The sequence below is a fragment of the Nesterenkonia maliinae genome (genome assembly GCF_051262655.1).
GTDB lineage: Bacteria > Actinomycetota > Actinomycetes > Actinomycetales > Micrococcaceae > Nesterenkonia.
Genome location: NZ_JBIMEY010000002.1, coordinates 256,660 through 270,440, shown reverse-complemented (window position 1 = coordinate 270,440; position 13,781 = coordinate 256,660). Strand labels below are relative to the sequence as shown.

Here is a 13,781-nt window from a genome sequence, read left to right as displayed (position 1 = left end):
CCCCTTGGGACGCGCGGGTGTGGGACACAATTCGGTCTCCTTTATTGTGATGCACTCAGCGCCGCGGAGTCCTCTCCGCCTCCGATCAGCGATCTCAGCATGCCTCCGTCAGTTGGCGTTTCCCTTGCTCTCCGCGCGCCAGAGCGCATGCTCAAAGTGCGTCACGGTCTCGGCTATCTGGGGACGCGCTTCGTAGACCTGGTTGACCAAAGCTACGACATGGTCTGAGCCCAGTTTCAAAGACTTATCCCCGTAGGCGTGTCGAGCGACGAACCGAGTCAGTAGCGAGTCTGCTTTCACCCCCGGGACCCCCAGGTGCATAGCGAAGTACGTGAAGGTGACCTTCCCGAGTCCATGCACCCGGGTGTATGACCTCCGCGCGTCCTCACGGCGCTCGGCAGTGAAATCCGCAGCACGGACGATCGGAGGCTCCAATGTTGTCAACGCGCGCGCAGCTTCTAGGACTGCCCCGCTCTTGGTCCGTTGGCTGGTCTTGCCCTCCCCCATGACCTTCTGGATGGCATGTTCGTCTAGAGAGGCAAGTACACGTAGGTCGTCAACCGCGTTGGGGTGATCGGACCTGAACTGTTTCACCCGGTTGAGCACGCCCTTGCCGGGGTGCTCCGAATCATAGGAGGCCTGGATGGAATAGACGGCGTCTACGAGTGCTAATCCGATCTCATCCGGGTAACCACCACGGTAGGCCGTGAAGAACTCTTTAGGTAGCGAGTCGATTGCTGAAAGTAGGGCCGTCATGTTTGGTTTATCAGTGGCAGCGGTCATAACTGAAGATTACATGTTCAGAATGCGCGGACCCGGACCTTATGGGAACTTCGCAGAGAGGGCCCCTCCTTTGGCTTCCGCACCTTGGCGGACTGCTGCAATACGATCGGTCAACGGACTCGCCCTTCACTCGATGGGTCCTCGCGCAGCCAAGCCAGCGGCAAGACCATGCTTCCGCCGGTGGCCCGCTGGACGAACATTTCCTCAAGCGATTCTCCCCTCCCCCGAGCTCCCTCCAGAAGAGGCCTGTCCCCCTTCTCTGGAAGCTCGTGCGTGGGGATGGGGTTGTAGGCGGAGAGGTCCTGCTACTCGAGCGCTGCGGAAGTGCGGAAGTTGTCTCACCACTTCTCTCCTCCTGCCCCATTCCTACTTTCTTCTGTGGTTAACAGGAAGGGGCGTTCCGCGGGGACAACTTCCGCACTTCCGCAGGTTTTCGCTGAGATTCGCCTGCGACCTGGGCGGATAGCTGCTCGGAACTCGGTGCGGACCTTTAGCGGATGCGCCTTCCGAGTCAGCTCCGCAGAGCTTCCGCAGTCTCACAGGCACTGATGAGCCCCGAGTGACCGTCTAAGGTTTTGTGGAGCAGATCATCATTAAGATGGCGCCAGGGCCCGAAAACGTCGGGAGAATCGCTTCTCCCCCACCATCACCTTCACATGTGGCACATGCCGTTCACCTCCGAGAAGAGCGGGAGCAACACCTTGATGGACGACCATGAGATCAGGGCCTACGGTCCCAACTACGACACGGATCACCTAGCAGTAGACCTCGACAAGAAGGTCCGCTCGGTCGGTGGTGCGACAGTCATCGTCTTCGGTGAGGATCCGGTGCTGCGTGCGATGCAGTCGCGCGCACTCGCGGATTCGCTGGGTCTGAAGCTCACGAAGAACCGAATGAAGGCCGCGGACCAGCACGACCCCGCCAACGGCGTGACGATCGCGTTGCACTGTGCTGATCCGACAGTGACCTCTGACGCCCTGGTCCGCGAATGGGTACTGGACTCCGAGATCATGGGCCCTAGGATCCTGATCGTCGAGGTCGCGGAGAACGCCGAGCTGGCGGCCTCCGCACTGAGCGCCTGCGCGCTCTTCGTGAAGGTGGACAGCAACAACCTTCCGCCGGCAGGCATGGGCAGCACCACCACGGTGGACAGCGGCACCGCTGACTACGATGATCCGAACCTCTGCCCAGGCTTCACCAGCATGAGGGACTACTCGACCCTGATGACAGAACTGGCAGGCGCTGATGGGTTTTAACGGCAGGCGGAAGCACTGTCTGGTCATACCTAAAACCCGGATCAGGATGCATATCCTCGCTTCCGCGTCCTCTTCGTCTGACACTGAGGGAGCACATCTTGGCCCAAGGCTCAGGCTGAACCGATAGACCAATATCCTGAGCTACTTTTCTCTAGGATCTTGCCGGTGACTCCTGCAGTTCGCCTGGCTGTACAGACGTTCTGCTGCCCCGACGCGTTAAACGAACACCTCCCCACGCAGCCCACCCCCTCCCGAGCTCCCTACGAAGAGGGATGTCCCCCTTCTCTGGGAGCTCGTGCGTGTGAATGAGGTTGTAGGCAGAGTGGACGAGTTACTTGAGTCGTTGCATGATTGCGGAAGTGCGGAAGCTGTCACGCTGCTTCTCGCCCCCTCTTACAACCCCACTTTCTTCTGTGGTTAACAGAAGGGGACTTCCGCTGAGATAACTTCCGCACTTCCGCAGGAATTCACCCAGATGCGCCTCTGAGCTGGGCGTATAGTCGCGCGGAACTTGTTGCGGTAGTTGAGCGGAGGGATCCTCCCCGAACCAGTTCCGCGTAGACTCCGCAGTTCCGCTGAGCCATTGCCACCACCTGGCCACGGTCGCTTCTAATCACACCGCTTCTCCGGCAGGATGAGTGGTATCGACCGCTCCGGTCTCTGGGCGTGATCCTCCGCCCCCAGTTGCCCCATGAGCCGGCGTGCCTCTATGGTTTTCGTCAAGCCGCTAGGGAATGCCCAGACGCGATCGGGACGGCGGGCCTTGTAGAGGGTCCAGTCGCGCAGCATCGTGCAGAGAGTTTCCAGCCGGCGCAAGCCAGCGCGAAACCTGGCCAACTGCTCGCAGCGAAACTCATCCCGTGGGGAGTTTGTCTCCGAAATAAGACACCACCGTCGGGTTACTTAAACCCTTTCGGGCCGCCTCTCATCGCCATGGCGGGAATTCCCACAAGGACGGCGACAGTCGCGGTTGCGACTGCCGCGGAAGGAACGACGAATATCAGGGCACCAATGCTCATAGGGGTGATAAGGAGTGAGATGGCCCGGAACGTTCCGACCGATGCGATCGCCCGCCCTCGTTCTTCCAACCCGACCGCATCCGTGGCGAGCGCTGGGCCAAGTGTCTGCAGGACTCCGGCTCCCACGCCCGAGATGAATAAGAACACCCCCGCCCACAGAAGTTGTGGCGCCAATAGCGCCATAAAAGCCAACCCTACGACTGCAAAACCCGCTCCCAGGGCCCCAGAAAGTTTCACCCCCAACCGATGAGCTGGCTTCGCAATACTGGAACCTACGAGAGCTGCGAGGTTCGCCAGCGTAGTCGTAGCTCCCACAAGTGGGATCGAATGCCCTGCCTCAGTCAAGAGAACGGGCACATAGGAGTTCAGGATCCCCCTCCACGCTCCAGCGGTCGCGCCCATCCACCCTGCCATCGTGACGCCATCGCGCCGCCACATAGGCACGGCTTTTTCGCTCGGCTCCCTCCGCGGCTTCGAGAAGGGCTCGTACCGGATAAGGAACGCACAGCTCAGCAGAGCCGGTACGGCAACGCCAGCAGCGATGAAGAGCACAAGCGTGAGAGAGAAGGCACCAATGATCCCAGCGATAAGGGGGCCAATCAGTAGCCCCACACCGTTGGTCACGTTCATGATGGCCAGAGCAGACACCGCCGGTCGCGAAGCGCGCACCACGTGCGTCTGCATACCCGTAAAGAAATAGGCTCGAGCGGCTCCTTGAAGGAGCTGTGAAACAACAAATGCCCACAGCTCGCTGCTCACGCCGAGGAGAACGCAGGAGGCCGCCAGCAGAATCAATGCTGCGAGGATGAAGGTCCGCGTGCTGAAGCGGTCCATCATCGCGCCCATTCCTGCTCTCACGACGATCTGAGCGATGGCGGATGCGCCAACTAGAAATCCCACGGCTGCTAGCTGGTATCCAGCTGCCGTGGCCACAAGCGGAACCGCAACAGTCGCCATTCCGAGTGCGACGGAGAACAGAAAGGCCGTGGTTTGCGAGAGGATGTCTTCCCGTCGCGGCGTGGGCGCCGCACTGTCATTCGCCGACGTCATGTCATATGCCCGTCCTCGCGACCTCCCGGTCGCACAAAGAGAAGCGGGCCCTTCGCCTCCGCGCAGTGTTTGCGGAGGCGAAGGGCCCGCTGGTTATGTATCTCTACCCGTCAGTATGAGGATTCAAGGACTTCGATGAAGTCTTCCGGGAGCTCCTCGAAAGCTGGAACGACCTCGTCGGTGAGTTCCTGTCCCGAAAGGTAGGACAACTCGCGTTGCATTTCCTCTGCTTGGTCAAGAACCTCGGGATCTTCCATGGCAGCTGCCAGCGCGTCCTGCAGGCAGCTGAGCGTCTCCTCTTCCATCCCCGCTGGCGCGACGAGGGGGCGGCCGTACTCGGTCAGCAGTTTGATTCCGTCAATGATGCCCTGTCCGTCTTCAGAGAGATCGAGTTCGCTAAAGACAGCAGCGTCGCCCGCGTCGTCGGGGGCCTCATCGGCAAACGAGAGCACAGCGGTCGTTTCACCGCTCTCGATACTTGCGCGGCGGCTATCGAGCGGACCAGCGATCGCGTCTACGTTGCCCTGGATAAGCGCAAGGTCGGCCTCAGACTGGCTGTCGAAACCAACGATGACCTCGGCGTTCTGTAGGTCGAATGTCTCGATCATTGCGTTGGCCACGATGTAGTCAGAGGAACCGCGGCCGGTCGAGCCAAACCTGAATCCGTCGCTTTCCTGGACGTCTTCCCACGTCTGGTATTCGCTGTCTGCGTTAGTGGTGACGACCAGGTCGTCGATCGCGACGCGGCCAAGGTAGCTGAGATCGTCGAATCCGAACTCTGGCCCTTCTGCGCCTGCCAGAATCGCAGCAGCAGCACCCGTTCCATTGACTATGCCAATTTGGCTACCATCAGCGGGCGCCGCGCTCAGCTGATTGATCGCAAGCAGACCGCCCGCGCCGGGCCTGTTGATTGGGGTCACCGTGGCATCCAGTGCGTTTTCTAGCCCTGGAATGACAAGACGGGCGAGCACGTCGTATCCGCCTCCGGCGTCGTATGGGATCACGAGCTCGATGTTGCTCCCTGCCAGGGACGAACACCCTTCAGCCGTGGCTTCACCGGCGCCTGATTCTGATGAGGACGACGCGGTACAGCCAGTCAACCCGAGAGCGGCGATCACACCTGCACCTAATGCGACACGAGTGACGTGGGATTTATTCTGAAACATGAATTTACCTTCCTTGGTAATTCTGGTGATTCGAACGGAAATTATCCGCCGGAGAACAAGACTCCGCGGGGGCTGGGAATGTATGTAACCCAACGCATGAGGATCCACAGCAGCCCGGTCAGGACTACTGCATACATGGAGGCAAAGAGCCAGGACTTCTTGCCAACGACGACCAGGTAGCTCAGGGATAAGGCGGCCGCAGCGACGAATAGTCCGCATAGGTAGAGAACGAGGAAGAATCCAACGATGAAACCGAGTGTGGACAACCACACACCTCGCGAGGTGTGCGAAAGGACATACTCCGCATCGTTTGGGTCCACGTCGACTCCGGCCTCGGTAGGATCCGGAACTGTTGTGCGTTCTTCAACGGGGCTGGTAGTGCCCACCGTTTTGGTCTTCTCGCGCCGACTTGCCAGCGCGCGCGACGTACTAGCGATCATCAATCCCGCGCACAGGATGCCCAACCCCGCAGCCAGACGCGGCAGCAGCAGGGAGACCACAGGCGAGTAGGTGAAACTCAGGGCTAATGCCCCTGCGCACAACACAAGCACCACGCAGGAGATGACGAGGTCCGGCATAGCTGACCTGGTCGTGGACTGGACCGTCATTTCTTTTTTCCGATCGTTTCGATGACTGGGGACCCGACCTTCTTGTCCCGCCCGTCCGTGCGAGTTGCACGGCGGCTACGTCGTGATGAGCGGATGCTGAAGAACAGTGAGGCCGTCACGGCGAGACCGATGATGATGACACCCGGCCGGGTGAGCCAGTCCAAGCCGAAAAGAGTGTTGGAGAGGTTTAGATACTGCTCAAGCAGTGCCCCCAGCACCAAGGCGAGCAGGAACGGCACACGGGGCCAGTCCCAGCGCAGACACACCACACCTAGTACGGAGGCTCCAAGCATGACGAGTAGATCGCCCCAACTGTTACTCGCTGTGTAGGCGCCGATCACGATGAACATGAACAGGATCGGCGTGATGACGGGGCCACTAATCCTGGTCAAGGCAGCGAGCGGCCGCACCAGCGCGAATGCCAGCACAACTCCGAGGAGACCTGCGATCAGAACCGTCCACACCATCGAGAAAGTGATGTCTAGCTGCGTGGTCAGCATGTCCTGGCCTGGATTGATGCCGAGAATCAGGAAACCGCCGAGCATGACAGCAGTGGCCGCACCACCCGGAATTCCAAAAGCAATTGTGGGGATGAGCGATCCGGCGTCTTTCGCGTTGTTTGTCGCCCCAGCCGCGGCAAGCCCATCGACAGCGCCTTTGCCAAACTGGTCAGGGTTCTTTGAGAACTGACGTGCCTGCCCGTACGAGATCCACTGGGCAACCGTGCCACCAAGACCAGGGAGCATGCCAATGATCACACCGATGGAGGACGAACGGATGGCGACAGGCCAGTGACGTAGCGCATCGGTGACCCCGCGCATCGTGCCAGTGATCTTGGCATCGCTTCGTGTGCCGCTGGCGATAGCTGACCGAGTCAACATCAACTGAAGCACCTCGGCGCCACCGAAGAGCCCGACGACGACCGGAATCAGTGGTATGCCGCTCCAGAGATACATCTGATCGAATGTGAACCGAGGGAGTCCCGCGGTTGGATCAGACCCGACGAAGGACACGAGGAGCCCAATAGCGACCATGGCCATTCCCTTAGCGAGGCTCTTGCCCGCAAGCGTGACGACGAATGCCAACCCCAGGAGTACCAGCATGAAGAACTCTGGTGGTCCGAGCATGAGCACTAGGGGCCGAATTATGGTGATGAAGAGACCCAGGACAACGGCACCAAACAGCATGCCGATGGCAGAGCTAGTCAGAACGATTCCCAGCGCTCGACCGGCCTCCCCTTTTTTGGTCATGGGGTAACCGTCGAGCACCGCTGCAGCTGAGGTGGCTTCACCGGGTATACCGAACAAGACGGACGTGATGTCGCCGGCGGTCCCGGTCACAATCCACATGCTCAGCAAAAAGACAATTCCCTGGACCGGCTCCATGGCGAACGTAAAGGGAAGGAGGAGTGCCAAAGCGACGGCACCACCGAGGCCAGGCAAGATCCCGACGACGAACCCGACGAGCATGCCAACCACCATCAGTGCCAGGGTCTCCCACTGGAGCACCTGATCGAGGCCGCTGGTGATTGCATCGATCATGCGAGACACCCCCGCATGTTGCCAACTCGCGAAGCGTGTACTGCGACTTTGTGATCGGTCTGTCGAGGGACCCGGCTCGCGACTCGCCTTCGTGTGGCAGACACCATTGAACGCCCTTCCTCATTGTCTCAACTCACAAGGCGCTGCATTCGGCGCTCGTGCGAACTCTAGCGTGTGACCCACATCATACGGTCAATGGATGGACCATACCACCAATGAGCCGAAAGGCGACAGGCGAGTATCCTCATAATGTGACCCAGAACCGTCCCCACGCGGACAGTCACTGAGCACCCAGCCCCACGACCGCGGTCTTCAACTGATCTCGGTGCACCTGAATCACAGGAGACGCTATTGTCCGACACCCCCACTAACCCCCCACCTGCGCAGCTGTTTAACCAGGTGAATGTAGAACGCGCCTCGCACGCCATCGTGGACCAGATCAAGCAACTGATCAGAGATGGAAACCTGAAACCGGGGGACCGCCTGCCGAACGAACGTGAATTTTGCCAGCAGCTCGGGGTCAGTCGCGTTACAGTACGAGAAGCCTTGCGGGTCCTTGAAGCAACCGGCTTGATCAAGGTACGGCTCGGCGCACACGGTGGGTCCTTCCTCACCTCCCCCTCGCCAGAAATCGTGGGAGACAACCTCGCGCACCTTTTAACCCTTTCGCCCATATCAGCAAGCGCCGCCACGGAGGCTCGCCAGATATTCGAGCTCGGAATCCTTCCCCTGGTCCTGGAGCGCGCAACTCCGGAGGACATCGTTGAGCTCCGCGACCTCGTAGCTGGCGCCAAGGCCGCAAAGGCGGAAGGCATCTACGCAACAGAGATGTCTGCGGCGTTCCATGTAAAGCTTTCAGCCTGTACTCACAATCCAGCGATTGAGGCGCTTATGCACAGCTTCCACGGACCCCTCATCTCATCTCTTCGTGCGGCGAAAGACGCCGCCCCAGACATGGGCATCAAGGGCGTAGAGGAGCACAGTGACCTCATAAATGCGATCGAGTCCCATGACCTCAAGCAGGCTCGAGCCATCCTGACTGAACATCTGGAGCGAACGGCACAGCGCGTCGCCGCGCAGTGACCCACGCCACAGTTTAGTGTGGTCTAATGGTCCTACCCTTAAGGAGGATCATGGATCACACAGCAACGGCGCGACCATCCGGCCATACCTTGATCATCGGTGCCGGCCAAGCGGGCCTGCAGCTCGCGGCCAGTCTTCGCGAACTAGGTGACACAGCGCCGATTACCGTAGTCGGAGGAGAGAACCGCTCCCCATACCAGCGTCCGCCCCTGTCGAAGGCATTCCTCAGCGGCAAGGCTGGCGAACAGGAGCTGCAGCTGCGCGGTGCCGACTATTACACGACCAATGACATCGCTCTTGTCTGTGGCGAATGGATCGAAACGATCACGTTAGACGATTCCATCGAGGGATCAGGCGAAGCAGTCACTCACACCGGTCGAATGCTCTCGTTTGATCGGCTCGCCTTTACGGTGGGTGGGACACCTCGTCGCATGCGCGTACATGGCTCTGAACTCGAAGGCATCCATTACCTGCGAACCGTCGACGATGCTGTCGCGCTGAGGCGATCCCTCGATCAGGCGTCTCGCGTTGTTGTTGTTGGCGGCGGCTTCGTGGGGCTCGAGATCGCTGCAACAGCGACTGCGAGCGGTAAGAATGTCACGGTTCTAGAGGCACAGGATCGCCTCATGGCACGCGTAGTCGCCCCAGAGATGTCCAGTTTCTATGCAAACGCGCATCAGCGCCGCGGCACCGAGATAGTGCTCGGTGCCGCAGTGTCAGGCTTCCAGGGAACCAGCAGCGTCACCGGGGTCGAGCTGGCTGACGGCCGTGTAATCGAAGCCGATGTTGTCATCGTTGGCATCGGTTTAATCCCACACACTGACCTTGCCGCGTCGGTGGGGCTGGCGAGTGATCGCGGGATCGACGTCGACACGTCCGGGCGCACTCGCATTCCAGGCATTGTGGCGGCAGGTGACTGCGCGGTGAGCTCCCACCCTATCCACGGTCCTGTACGGCTGGAATCTGTGCCCAATGCGATCGCGCAGGCGAAAGCCGCAGCCGCAGCATTGATGGAGCACGAGCCAACTCCGGTGGCGGTACCGTGGTTTTGGTCAGATCAAGCCGATCTCAAACTACAGATGGCCGGCCTCGCGATCGGTTACGACCAAGTCGTGGTCCGGGGTGAACCCGACAGCGAGCGTTTCTCCGCGCTCTATTACCGCAATGGCCAGCTCGCCTCAATCGAGTCAGTCAACGCTACGCGCGATTACATGGCGGTGCGGCGCTTGCTCGAAACAGGCGGCAATATCCCGCCAGAGGTTGCCGGCGACACAGACATCCCATTGAAGTCCTATTTAACGAGGTAACAGTGCAAACGGCCCGAGTGCTCCCAGAGCACTCGGGCCGAACTGTGTCAGATGACGAAGGACTCCAACGCCTCGGGGGCAAACAGGTCTTCAGGCTCTCGGCGGGTTCCAGACAAGCCCTGCTCGTGGTGATAGTGGAGAAAAGTTCCGAGGACCTTTCGATCAGATGCCCCCAGCCCGTAAGACCAGTAGTCCTCGCCTAACACGTCACGGGCTTCTTCTAGGTGGAACATCAGCCATGGGTCCATGAACCGTAGTGCAGAGGAATCATAGATACGTGCTGTCGCCTGCGCCTTCGCCACGGTCAACGCCTTCGTCAGCGATTGAGCCACCCATCGATGGCGCTCATACAACTCCCGCCGCAAAACGACCACGTGCATGATAGGAAAGATTCCAGTGTCCCGGAAGTATGCCTGCTCGGCTTCCTTCGTCTCTGGGAATAGCCGCGCGACGCGACCACCTGGTCCCTCAAAAGTACTCGGAATCCGGGGCGCGAAGATCGCATCCAGGTCGCCCCCAGCGAGCATCTCCGAGAGTGTACGGTCCGACGCGATCCGATGGACGTCGAACGGCACGTCCACCACGCCCTTCTCTATCCGCCCGGGCTTCTCTTGTCCGCCGGTGAAGAACTTCGACGCGTCGAGTGGCAGCTTGTGGTGGTCGGCGAGGATTCCTCGCTGCCACACGCATGCAGTCAGCTGCATTTCGGGCATGCCGATTCGTTTACCCCGAAGATCGGAGGGCTTCTCGATACCGGCGTCAGTGTTGATGAACATGCCGCCGTGGCGGAATTGACGCGACGTGTAGATCGGCAGTGCGACGAAGGGTGGTTCGTCTCCCGCGTCGAGCGCATTGAGGGTTGAGACGTAAGTCGACAGTGACATTTCCGATACATCGAACTCCTGGTGCCTCGCCATGCGAAAGAATGTCTCCTCCACGGGCAACCGCAGGTATGTGAGATCGATGCCGTCGACGGCCACGCTTCCATCTTCAATTCCGCGCGTGCGGTCGTAGTCGCCGCACGCAAAAGTCAGTTGCAAGCGACTCATCCCCTATTCCCTTCTATCCTCGCGGCAAGCCGCGGATAGACGCGCAATGCGTTTTTGTGTGTGATTGCGTCCCAGTCCGCCGGTAGGCGGTCAGAGCCCTTCAGATATGTGAGGGTGTCATCCCATTCCACGCTGGTCTCCGGATCGGCCCCTCGCACGGCGCCAAGCATCTCCGAGGCGAAGAGCACATTTGATGACGGGAGCACATCGAGGAGGAGGTTGTATCCGGGCTGGTGATAGACGGCCGTATCGAAGAACACGTTACGCAGGAGCTCGGAGGGGTCTTGCCACCCATTGCGCATGGCAAGTCCGCGGTAGCGGCCCCAGTGGTAGGGGACGGCACCGCCGCCGTGGGGGATGATGAGCCGTAATCCGGGGAACCGGGTGAACAGATCTGAGGGGAGTAACTGCATGAAGACACTCGTGTCGGCGTTGAGGTAGTGCGCGCCGAGGGTGTGGAAGTTCGGGTTGCATGCTGTTGAGACATGAACCATGAGGGGGACGTCGAGGTCTTCGGCGGCTTCGTAGATCGGGAACCATGATGGATCCGTCAGTGGTTTACCCGCCCATGTCCCGGAGGGGTCTGGGTTGAGATTGGCCCCGACAAATCCAAGCTCCTCCACGGTCCGGCGCAGCTCAGCGAGCACGCCTTTGAGGTTTCCTTCTGGTGTCTGGGGCAGCTGCGCGACGGGAGCGAAGTGTGCGGGAAAGAGTTCGCTGACACGGTGAACCATTTCATTGGATGCAATCGCCCACCTATCCGCGATATCTGGATCTGACTCGTGATGACCCATCCCAGAGGCACGCGGAGAGAACAACATGAGATCTCCGCCCCGCTCACGCAAAACTCGGAGCTGGTTTTCTTCGACACTTTGCCTGACCGCGTCCTCCGAGACCTTGGCACTGAGAGTTGCCACGCTCGGTGACTCTCCTCGGAGTTGGGCCTGACGGAACTGTTGAAGCGGTTCGGGTTCTGTCGTGTAGTGACCGTGAATATCGATAATCATGATGTTCTCTCCTCTTCCCATGTGCCGTAGTCGAGGTATCGAATCCCTGCAGCCTCGAGCATGGGCCGCATGGTGTTCACGTCGAGCGCGATCTCACCTGTGAGATACCGAACGCGGGAGAGTTCTTCTTTTTCTTCGCGCGCCTTCGCGGCGCCTAACACCGCATCGACCTTCCTTCGTGGCACCACTACGACCCCATCATCGTCGGCGAGGACCGCGTCCCCTGGGTGTACGATCTGACCCGCGATGGAGATGGGAACATTCACATCTCCAAGGTTGCCTTTAGTGGTTCCTTCGGCGGAAATATGCCGCGACCAAACCGGGAAGCCCATGGCTTTGAGGTCGGCAACATCGCGCACACCGGCGTCGATGACCAGGCCTCGCGCGCCCTGAGCCATGAGCGAGGTGGCGAGTAAGTCGCCGAAATATCCCATGTCGCACGGTGCCGTTGGAGTCACAATCAGCAAGTCGCCCTCCTGGCACTGCTCAACCGCGACTGCGATCGTCGTATTGTCGCCAGGCGCCACCGTGACTGTCACAGCCGTCCCCGCGACGCGCGTTCCGCTCTGGACGGGTGTGATCTCCGATGCGAGCAGCCCGTTACGGCCCTGTGCTTCGTGCACCGTGGCGACACCGTACTTGGCAAGCGCGTCGAGGAGATGGATGGGCGTGCGGGGCGCGCCCGTCACGACGAGGCCCGCCATCAGGGTGTGACTTTCGCGCTCGTTCGGCCGCCCGGTTGGCCGATCATCTCGGGCATCATCGAGATGTGTATCGCATCCTCGTCGGTCTGGCCTGCGAGCACCCGGATCGCGTGATCGACCTGATCAATGCCGTACCGGTGAGTCGCGAGTTTTTCGAGCGGGAACCTGCCTGAGGCTATCTGTGCCACGGCGAGTTCGCAGGCCCGATATGAGTGGCCCCGTGCCGACTTGATGGTGATCGACTTCTCGGTAATCTTTTTCAGTGGGAAGTCGGGGAACGCAGCCAGTTCACCCTGAACTAGGAGCGTGCCGTCGCGACGCGTCAGCACGTCGACTCCGAGCAACAAGGGTGCTGTTCCGGCTCGCGACGTGCAGTCGAGTACGTAGTCGACCCCGCGCCCCTCGGTGAGGTCCATGACCTTTTCGCGTGGGTCCTCCGTGAGGATGTCGATGACATCGTCGGCACCGAGTTCCAGTGCGAGATCGAGACGCTCCTTGTCACGGCTGGTACCTGTCACGATGATCCGTGAGGCACCCGCTTGCTTCGCGGCGACGAGTTGCGCGAGTCCCTGCTGGCCGGGGCCTTGGATAAGCACCGTGTCGTTATAACCGATGCCTGCCGTGAGCAGCGCCCACTCGATGCCGTTCGAGAGCGGCATGATGAGTCCCGCTAGTTCAGGCGACATGGTTTCGGGGACCTTGTGTAGTACCGCATTCCAGGGCAAGTACATGTACTCGGCGAAGCCGCCCCAGAGGCGTCCCGGCATATCCGAGGATGTGTACCCGAACCTACGAGCATCTGGGTTGGTGCGCCAGTCTGTAGCTTCACAGTGGCGATATTCGCCGATGCGGCACCACTGGCAGTTGTAACAGGCCACATAGTGCTCGACGAAGACGCGGTCGCCTTCTGCAAGACCGTGCCGGAGCCTGAACCGCTCTCCTGCCTCGGTGATCACACCGACATTCTCGTGCCCCATGATGACGGGCCCTTGAGTCGAGGGGGTATCGGGAGGGGAGAAGTACAGCTTGGCGTCGGTGCCGCAGATGCCCGCCACCTCTATTTTGAGCAATGCAGAGTCGGCATCGATCTGCGGCTTGGGAAACTCGCGCATCTCGGTCACCTGGGGTGCTGTACGCACCGCCGCGATCACTGAATTAGTCATGGGCACGTCCTTGAGCTCAAGATTGGCATAATGGTTATACCAGGC

At 60.1% G+C, this 13,781-nt stretch carries 12 protein-coding genes; 3 read left to right on the top strand and 9 right to left on the bottom strand.

The genetic code is table 11. From position 1 onward, the window contains the following. Positions 1-108 precede the first annotated feature (108 nt). Positions 109-783, bottom strand: coding sequence for a DUF8548 family protein (locus ACHAA4_RS05720; protein ID WP_435773228.1), 675 nt, complete (start codon positions 781-783; stop codon positions 109-111). Positions 784-1,448: 665 nt separating this feature from the next. Between ACHAA4_RS05720 and ACHAA4_RS05715 the strand changes: the two genes are divergently transcribed. Beyond that, positions 1,449-2,039 carry a hypothetical protein gene (locus tag ACHAA4_RS05715; RefSeq protein ID WP_435773227.1) on the top strand — a complete coding sequence of 197 codons (591 nt, stop codon included), beginning with the start codon at positions 1,449-1,451 and terminating at the stop codon, positions 2,037-2,039. A gap of 899 nt (positions 2,040-2,938) precedes the next feature. On the opposite strand, the gene ACHAA4_RS05710 is transcribed toward ACHAA4_RS05715, so the two are convergent. The 4 genes from ACHAA4_RS05710 to ACHAA4_RS05695 form a co-directional block, all read right to left on the bottom strand. Then, positions 2,939-4,108, bottom strand: a complete 1,170-nt coding sequence (locus ACHAA4_RS05710) for an MFS transporter (protein WP_435773226.1) — start codon at positions 4,106-4,108, stop codon at positions 2,939-2,941. Between the two features lie 110 nt (positions 4,109-4,218). Beyond that, on the bottom strand, positions 4,219-5,274 hold the full coding sequence (locus tag ACHAA4_RS05705; protein ID WP_435773225.1) for a tripartite tricarboxylate transporter substrate-binding protein: 1,056 nt from the start codon (positions 5,272-5,274) through the stop codon (positions 4,219-4,221). Between the two features lie 41 nt (positions 5,275-5,315). Further along, positions 5,316-5,852 (bottom strand): hypothetical protein, encoded by a 537-nt coding sequence (locus tag ACHAA4_RS05700; protein ID WP_435773224.1) that lies wholly within the window; start codon positions 5,850-5,852, stop codon positions 5,316-5,318. Between the two features lie 26 nt (positions 5,853-5,878). Further along, complete coding sequence (locus ACHAA4_RS05695) at positions 5,879-7,423, bottom strand: tripartite tricarboxylate transporter permease (protein ID WP_435773223.1); 1,545 nt, start codon at positions 7,421-7,423, stop codon at positions 5,879-5,881. 351 nt (positions 7,424-7,774) lie between these two features. Between ACHAA4_RS05695 and ACHAA4_RS05690 the strand changes: the two genes are divergently transcribed. After that, positions 7,775-8,506, top strand: coding sequence for a FadR/GntR family transcriptional regulator (locus tag ACHAA4_RS05690; protein ID WP_435773222.1), 732 nt, complete (start codon positions 7,775-7,777; stop codon positions 8,504-8,506). 50 nt (positions 8,507-8,556) lie between these two features. Continuing rightward, the gene (locus tag ACHAA4_RS05685; RefSeq protein ID WP_435773221.1) at positions 8,557-9,813 is read left to right on the top strand and encodes an NAD(P)/FAD-dependent oxidoreductase; all 1,257 of its coding nucleotides are present in this window, start codon (positions 8,557-8,559) and stop codon (positions 9,811-9,813) included. 47 nt (positions 9,814-9,860) lie between these two features. On the opposite strand, the gene ACHAA4_RS05680 is transcribed toward ACHAA4_RS05685, so the two are convergent. From ACHAA4_RS05680 to ACHAA4_RS05665, 4 genes are read right to left on the bottom strand one after another with little or no spacing between them, the layout of a single operon-like run. After that, positions 9,861-10,862, bottom strand: coding sequence for a substrate-binding domain-containing protein (locus ACHAA4_RS05680; protein WP_435773220.1), 1,002 nt, complete (start codon positions 10,860-10,862; stop codon positions 9,861-9,863). After that, positions 10,859-11,890, bottom strand: coding sequence for an amidohydrolase family protein (locus tag ACHAA4_RS05675; protein WP_435773219.1), 1,032 nt, complete (start codon positions 11,888-11,890; stop codon positions 10,859-10,861). The genes ACHAA4_RS05680 and ACHAA4_RS05675 overlap by 4 nt, the downstream gene beginning before the upstream one ends. Beyond that, complete coding sequence (locus ACHAA4_RS05670; protein WP_435773218.1) at positions 11,866-12,573, bottom strand: 4-carboxy-4-hydroxy-2-oxoadipate aldolase/oxaloacetate decarboxylase; 708 nt, start codon at positions 12,571-12,573, stop codon at positions 11,866-11,868. The genes ACHAA4_RS05675 and ACHAA4_RS05670 overlap by 25 nt, the downstream gene beginning before the upstream one ends. Continuing rightward, entirely contained in the window at positions 12,573-13,736 is a 1,164-nt protein-coding gene (locus tag ACHAA4_RS05665; RefSeq protein ID WP_435773217.1) for a zinc-dependent alcohol dehydrogenase, read from the bottom strand. Before ACHAA4_RS05665 ends, ACHAA4_RS05670 begins: the two co-directional genes overlap by 1 nt. Positions 13,737-13,781 lie beyond the last annotated feature (45 nt).

Bases quoted from the DNA above. Each gene is read 5' to 3' on its own strand.
- ACHAA4_RS05720 (WP_435773228.1), bottom strand. From the start codon at position 783: ATGACCGCTGCCACTGATAAACCAAACATGACGGCCCTACTTTCAGCA.
- ACHAA4_RS05715 (WP_435773227.1), top strand. From the start codon at position 1,449: ATGCCGTTCACCTCCGAGAAGAGCGGGAGCAACACCTTGATGGACGAC.
- ACHAA4_RS05710 (WP_435773226.1), bottom strand. From the start codon at position 4,108: ATGACGTCGGCGAATGACAGTGCGGCGCCCACGCCGCGACGGGAAGAC.
- ACHAA4_RS05705 (WP_435773225.1), bottom strand. From the start codon at position 5,274: ATGTTTCAGAATAAATCCCACGTCACTCGTGTCGCATTAGGTGCAGGT.
- ACHAA4_RS05700 (WP_435773224.1), bottom strand. From the start codon at position 5,852: ATGCCGGACCTCGTCATCTCCTGCGTGGTGCTTGTGTTGTGCGCAGGG.
- ACHAA4_RS05695 (WP_435773223.1), bottom strand. From the start codon at position 7,423: ATGATCGATGCAATCACCAGCGGCCTCGATCAGGTGCTCCAGTGGGAG.
- ACHAA4_RS05685 (WP_435773221.1), top strand. From the start codon at position 8,557: ATGGATCACACAGCAACGGCGCGACCATCCGGCCATACCTTGATCATC.
- ACHAA4_RS05680 (WP_435773220.1), bottom strand. From the start codon at position 10,862: ATGAGTCGCTTGCAACTGACTTTTGCGTGCGGCGACTACGACCGCACG.
- ACHAA4_RS05675 (WP_435773219.1), bottom strand. From the start codon at position 11,890: ATGGGAAGAGGAGAGAACATCATGATTATCGATATTCACGGTCACTAC.
- ACHAA4_RS05670 (WP_435773218.1), bottom strand. From the start codon at position 12,573: ATGGCGGGCCTCGTCGTGACGGGCGCGCCCCGCACGCCCATCCATCTC.
- ACHAA4_RS05665 (WP_435773217.1), bottom strand. From the start codon at position 13,736: ATGACTAATTCAGTGATCGCGGCGGTGCGTACAGCACCCCAGGTGACC.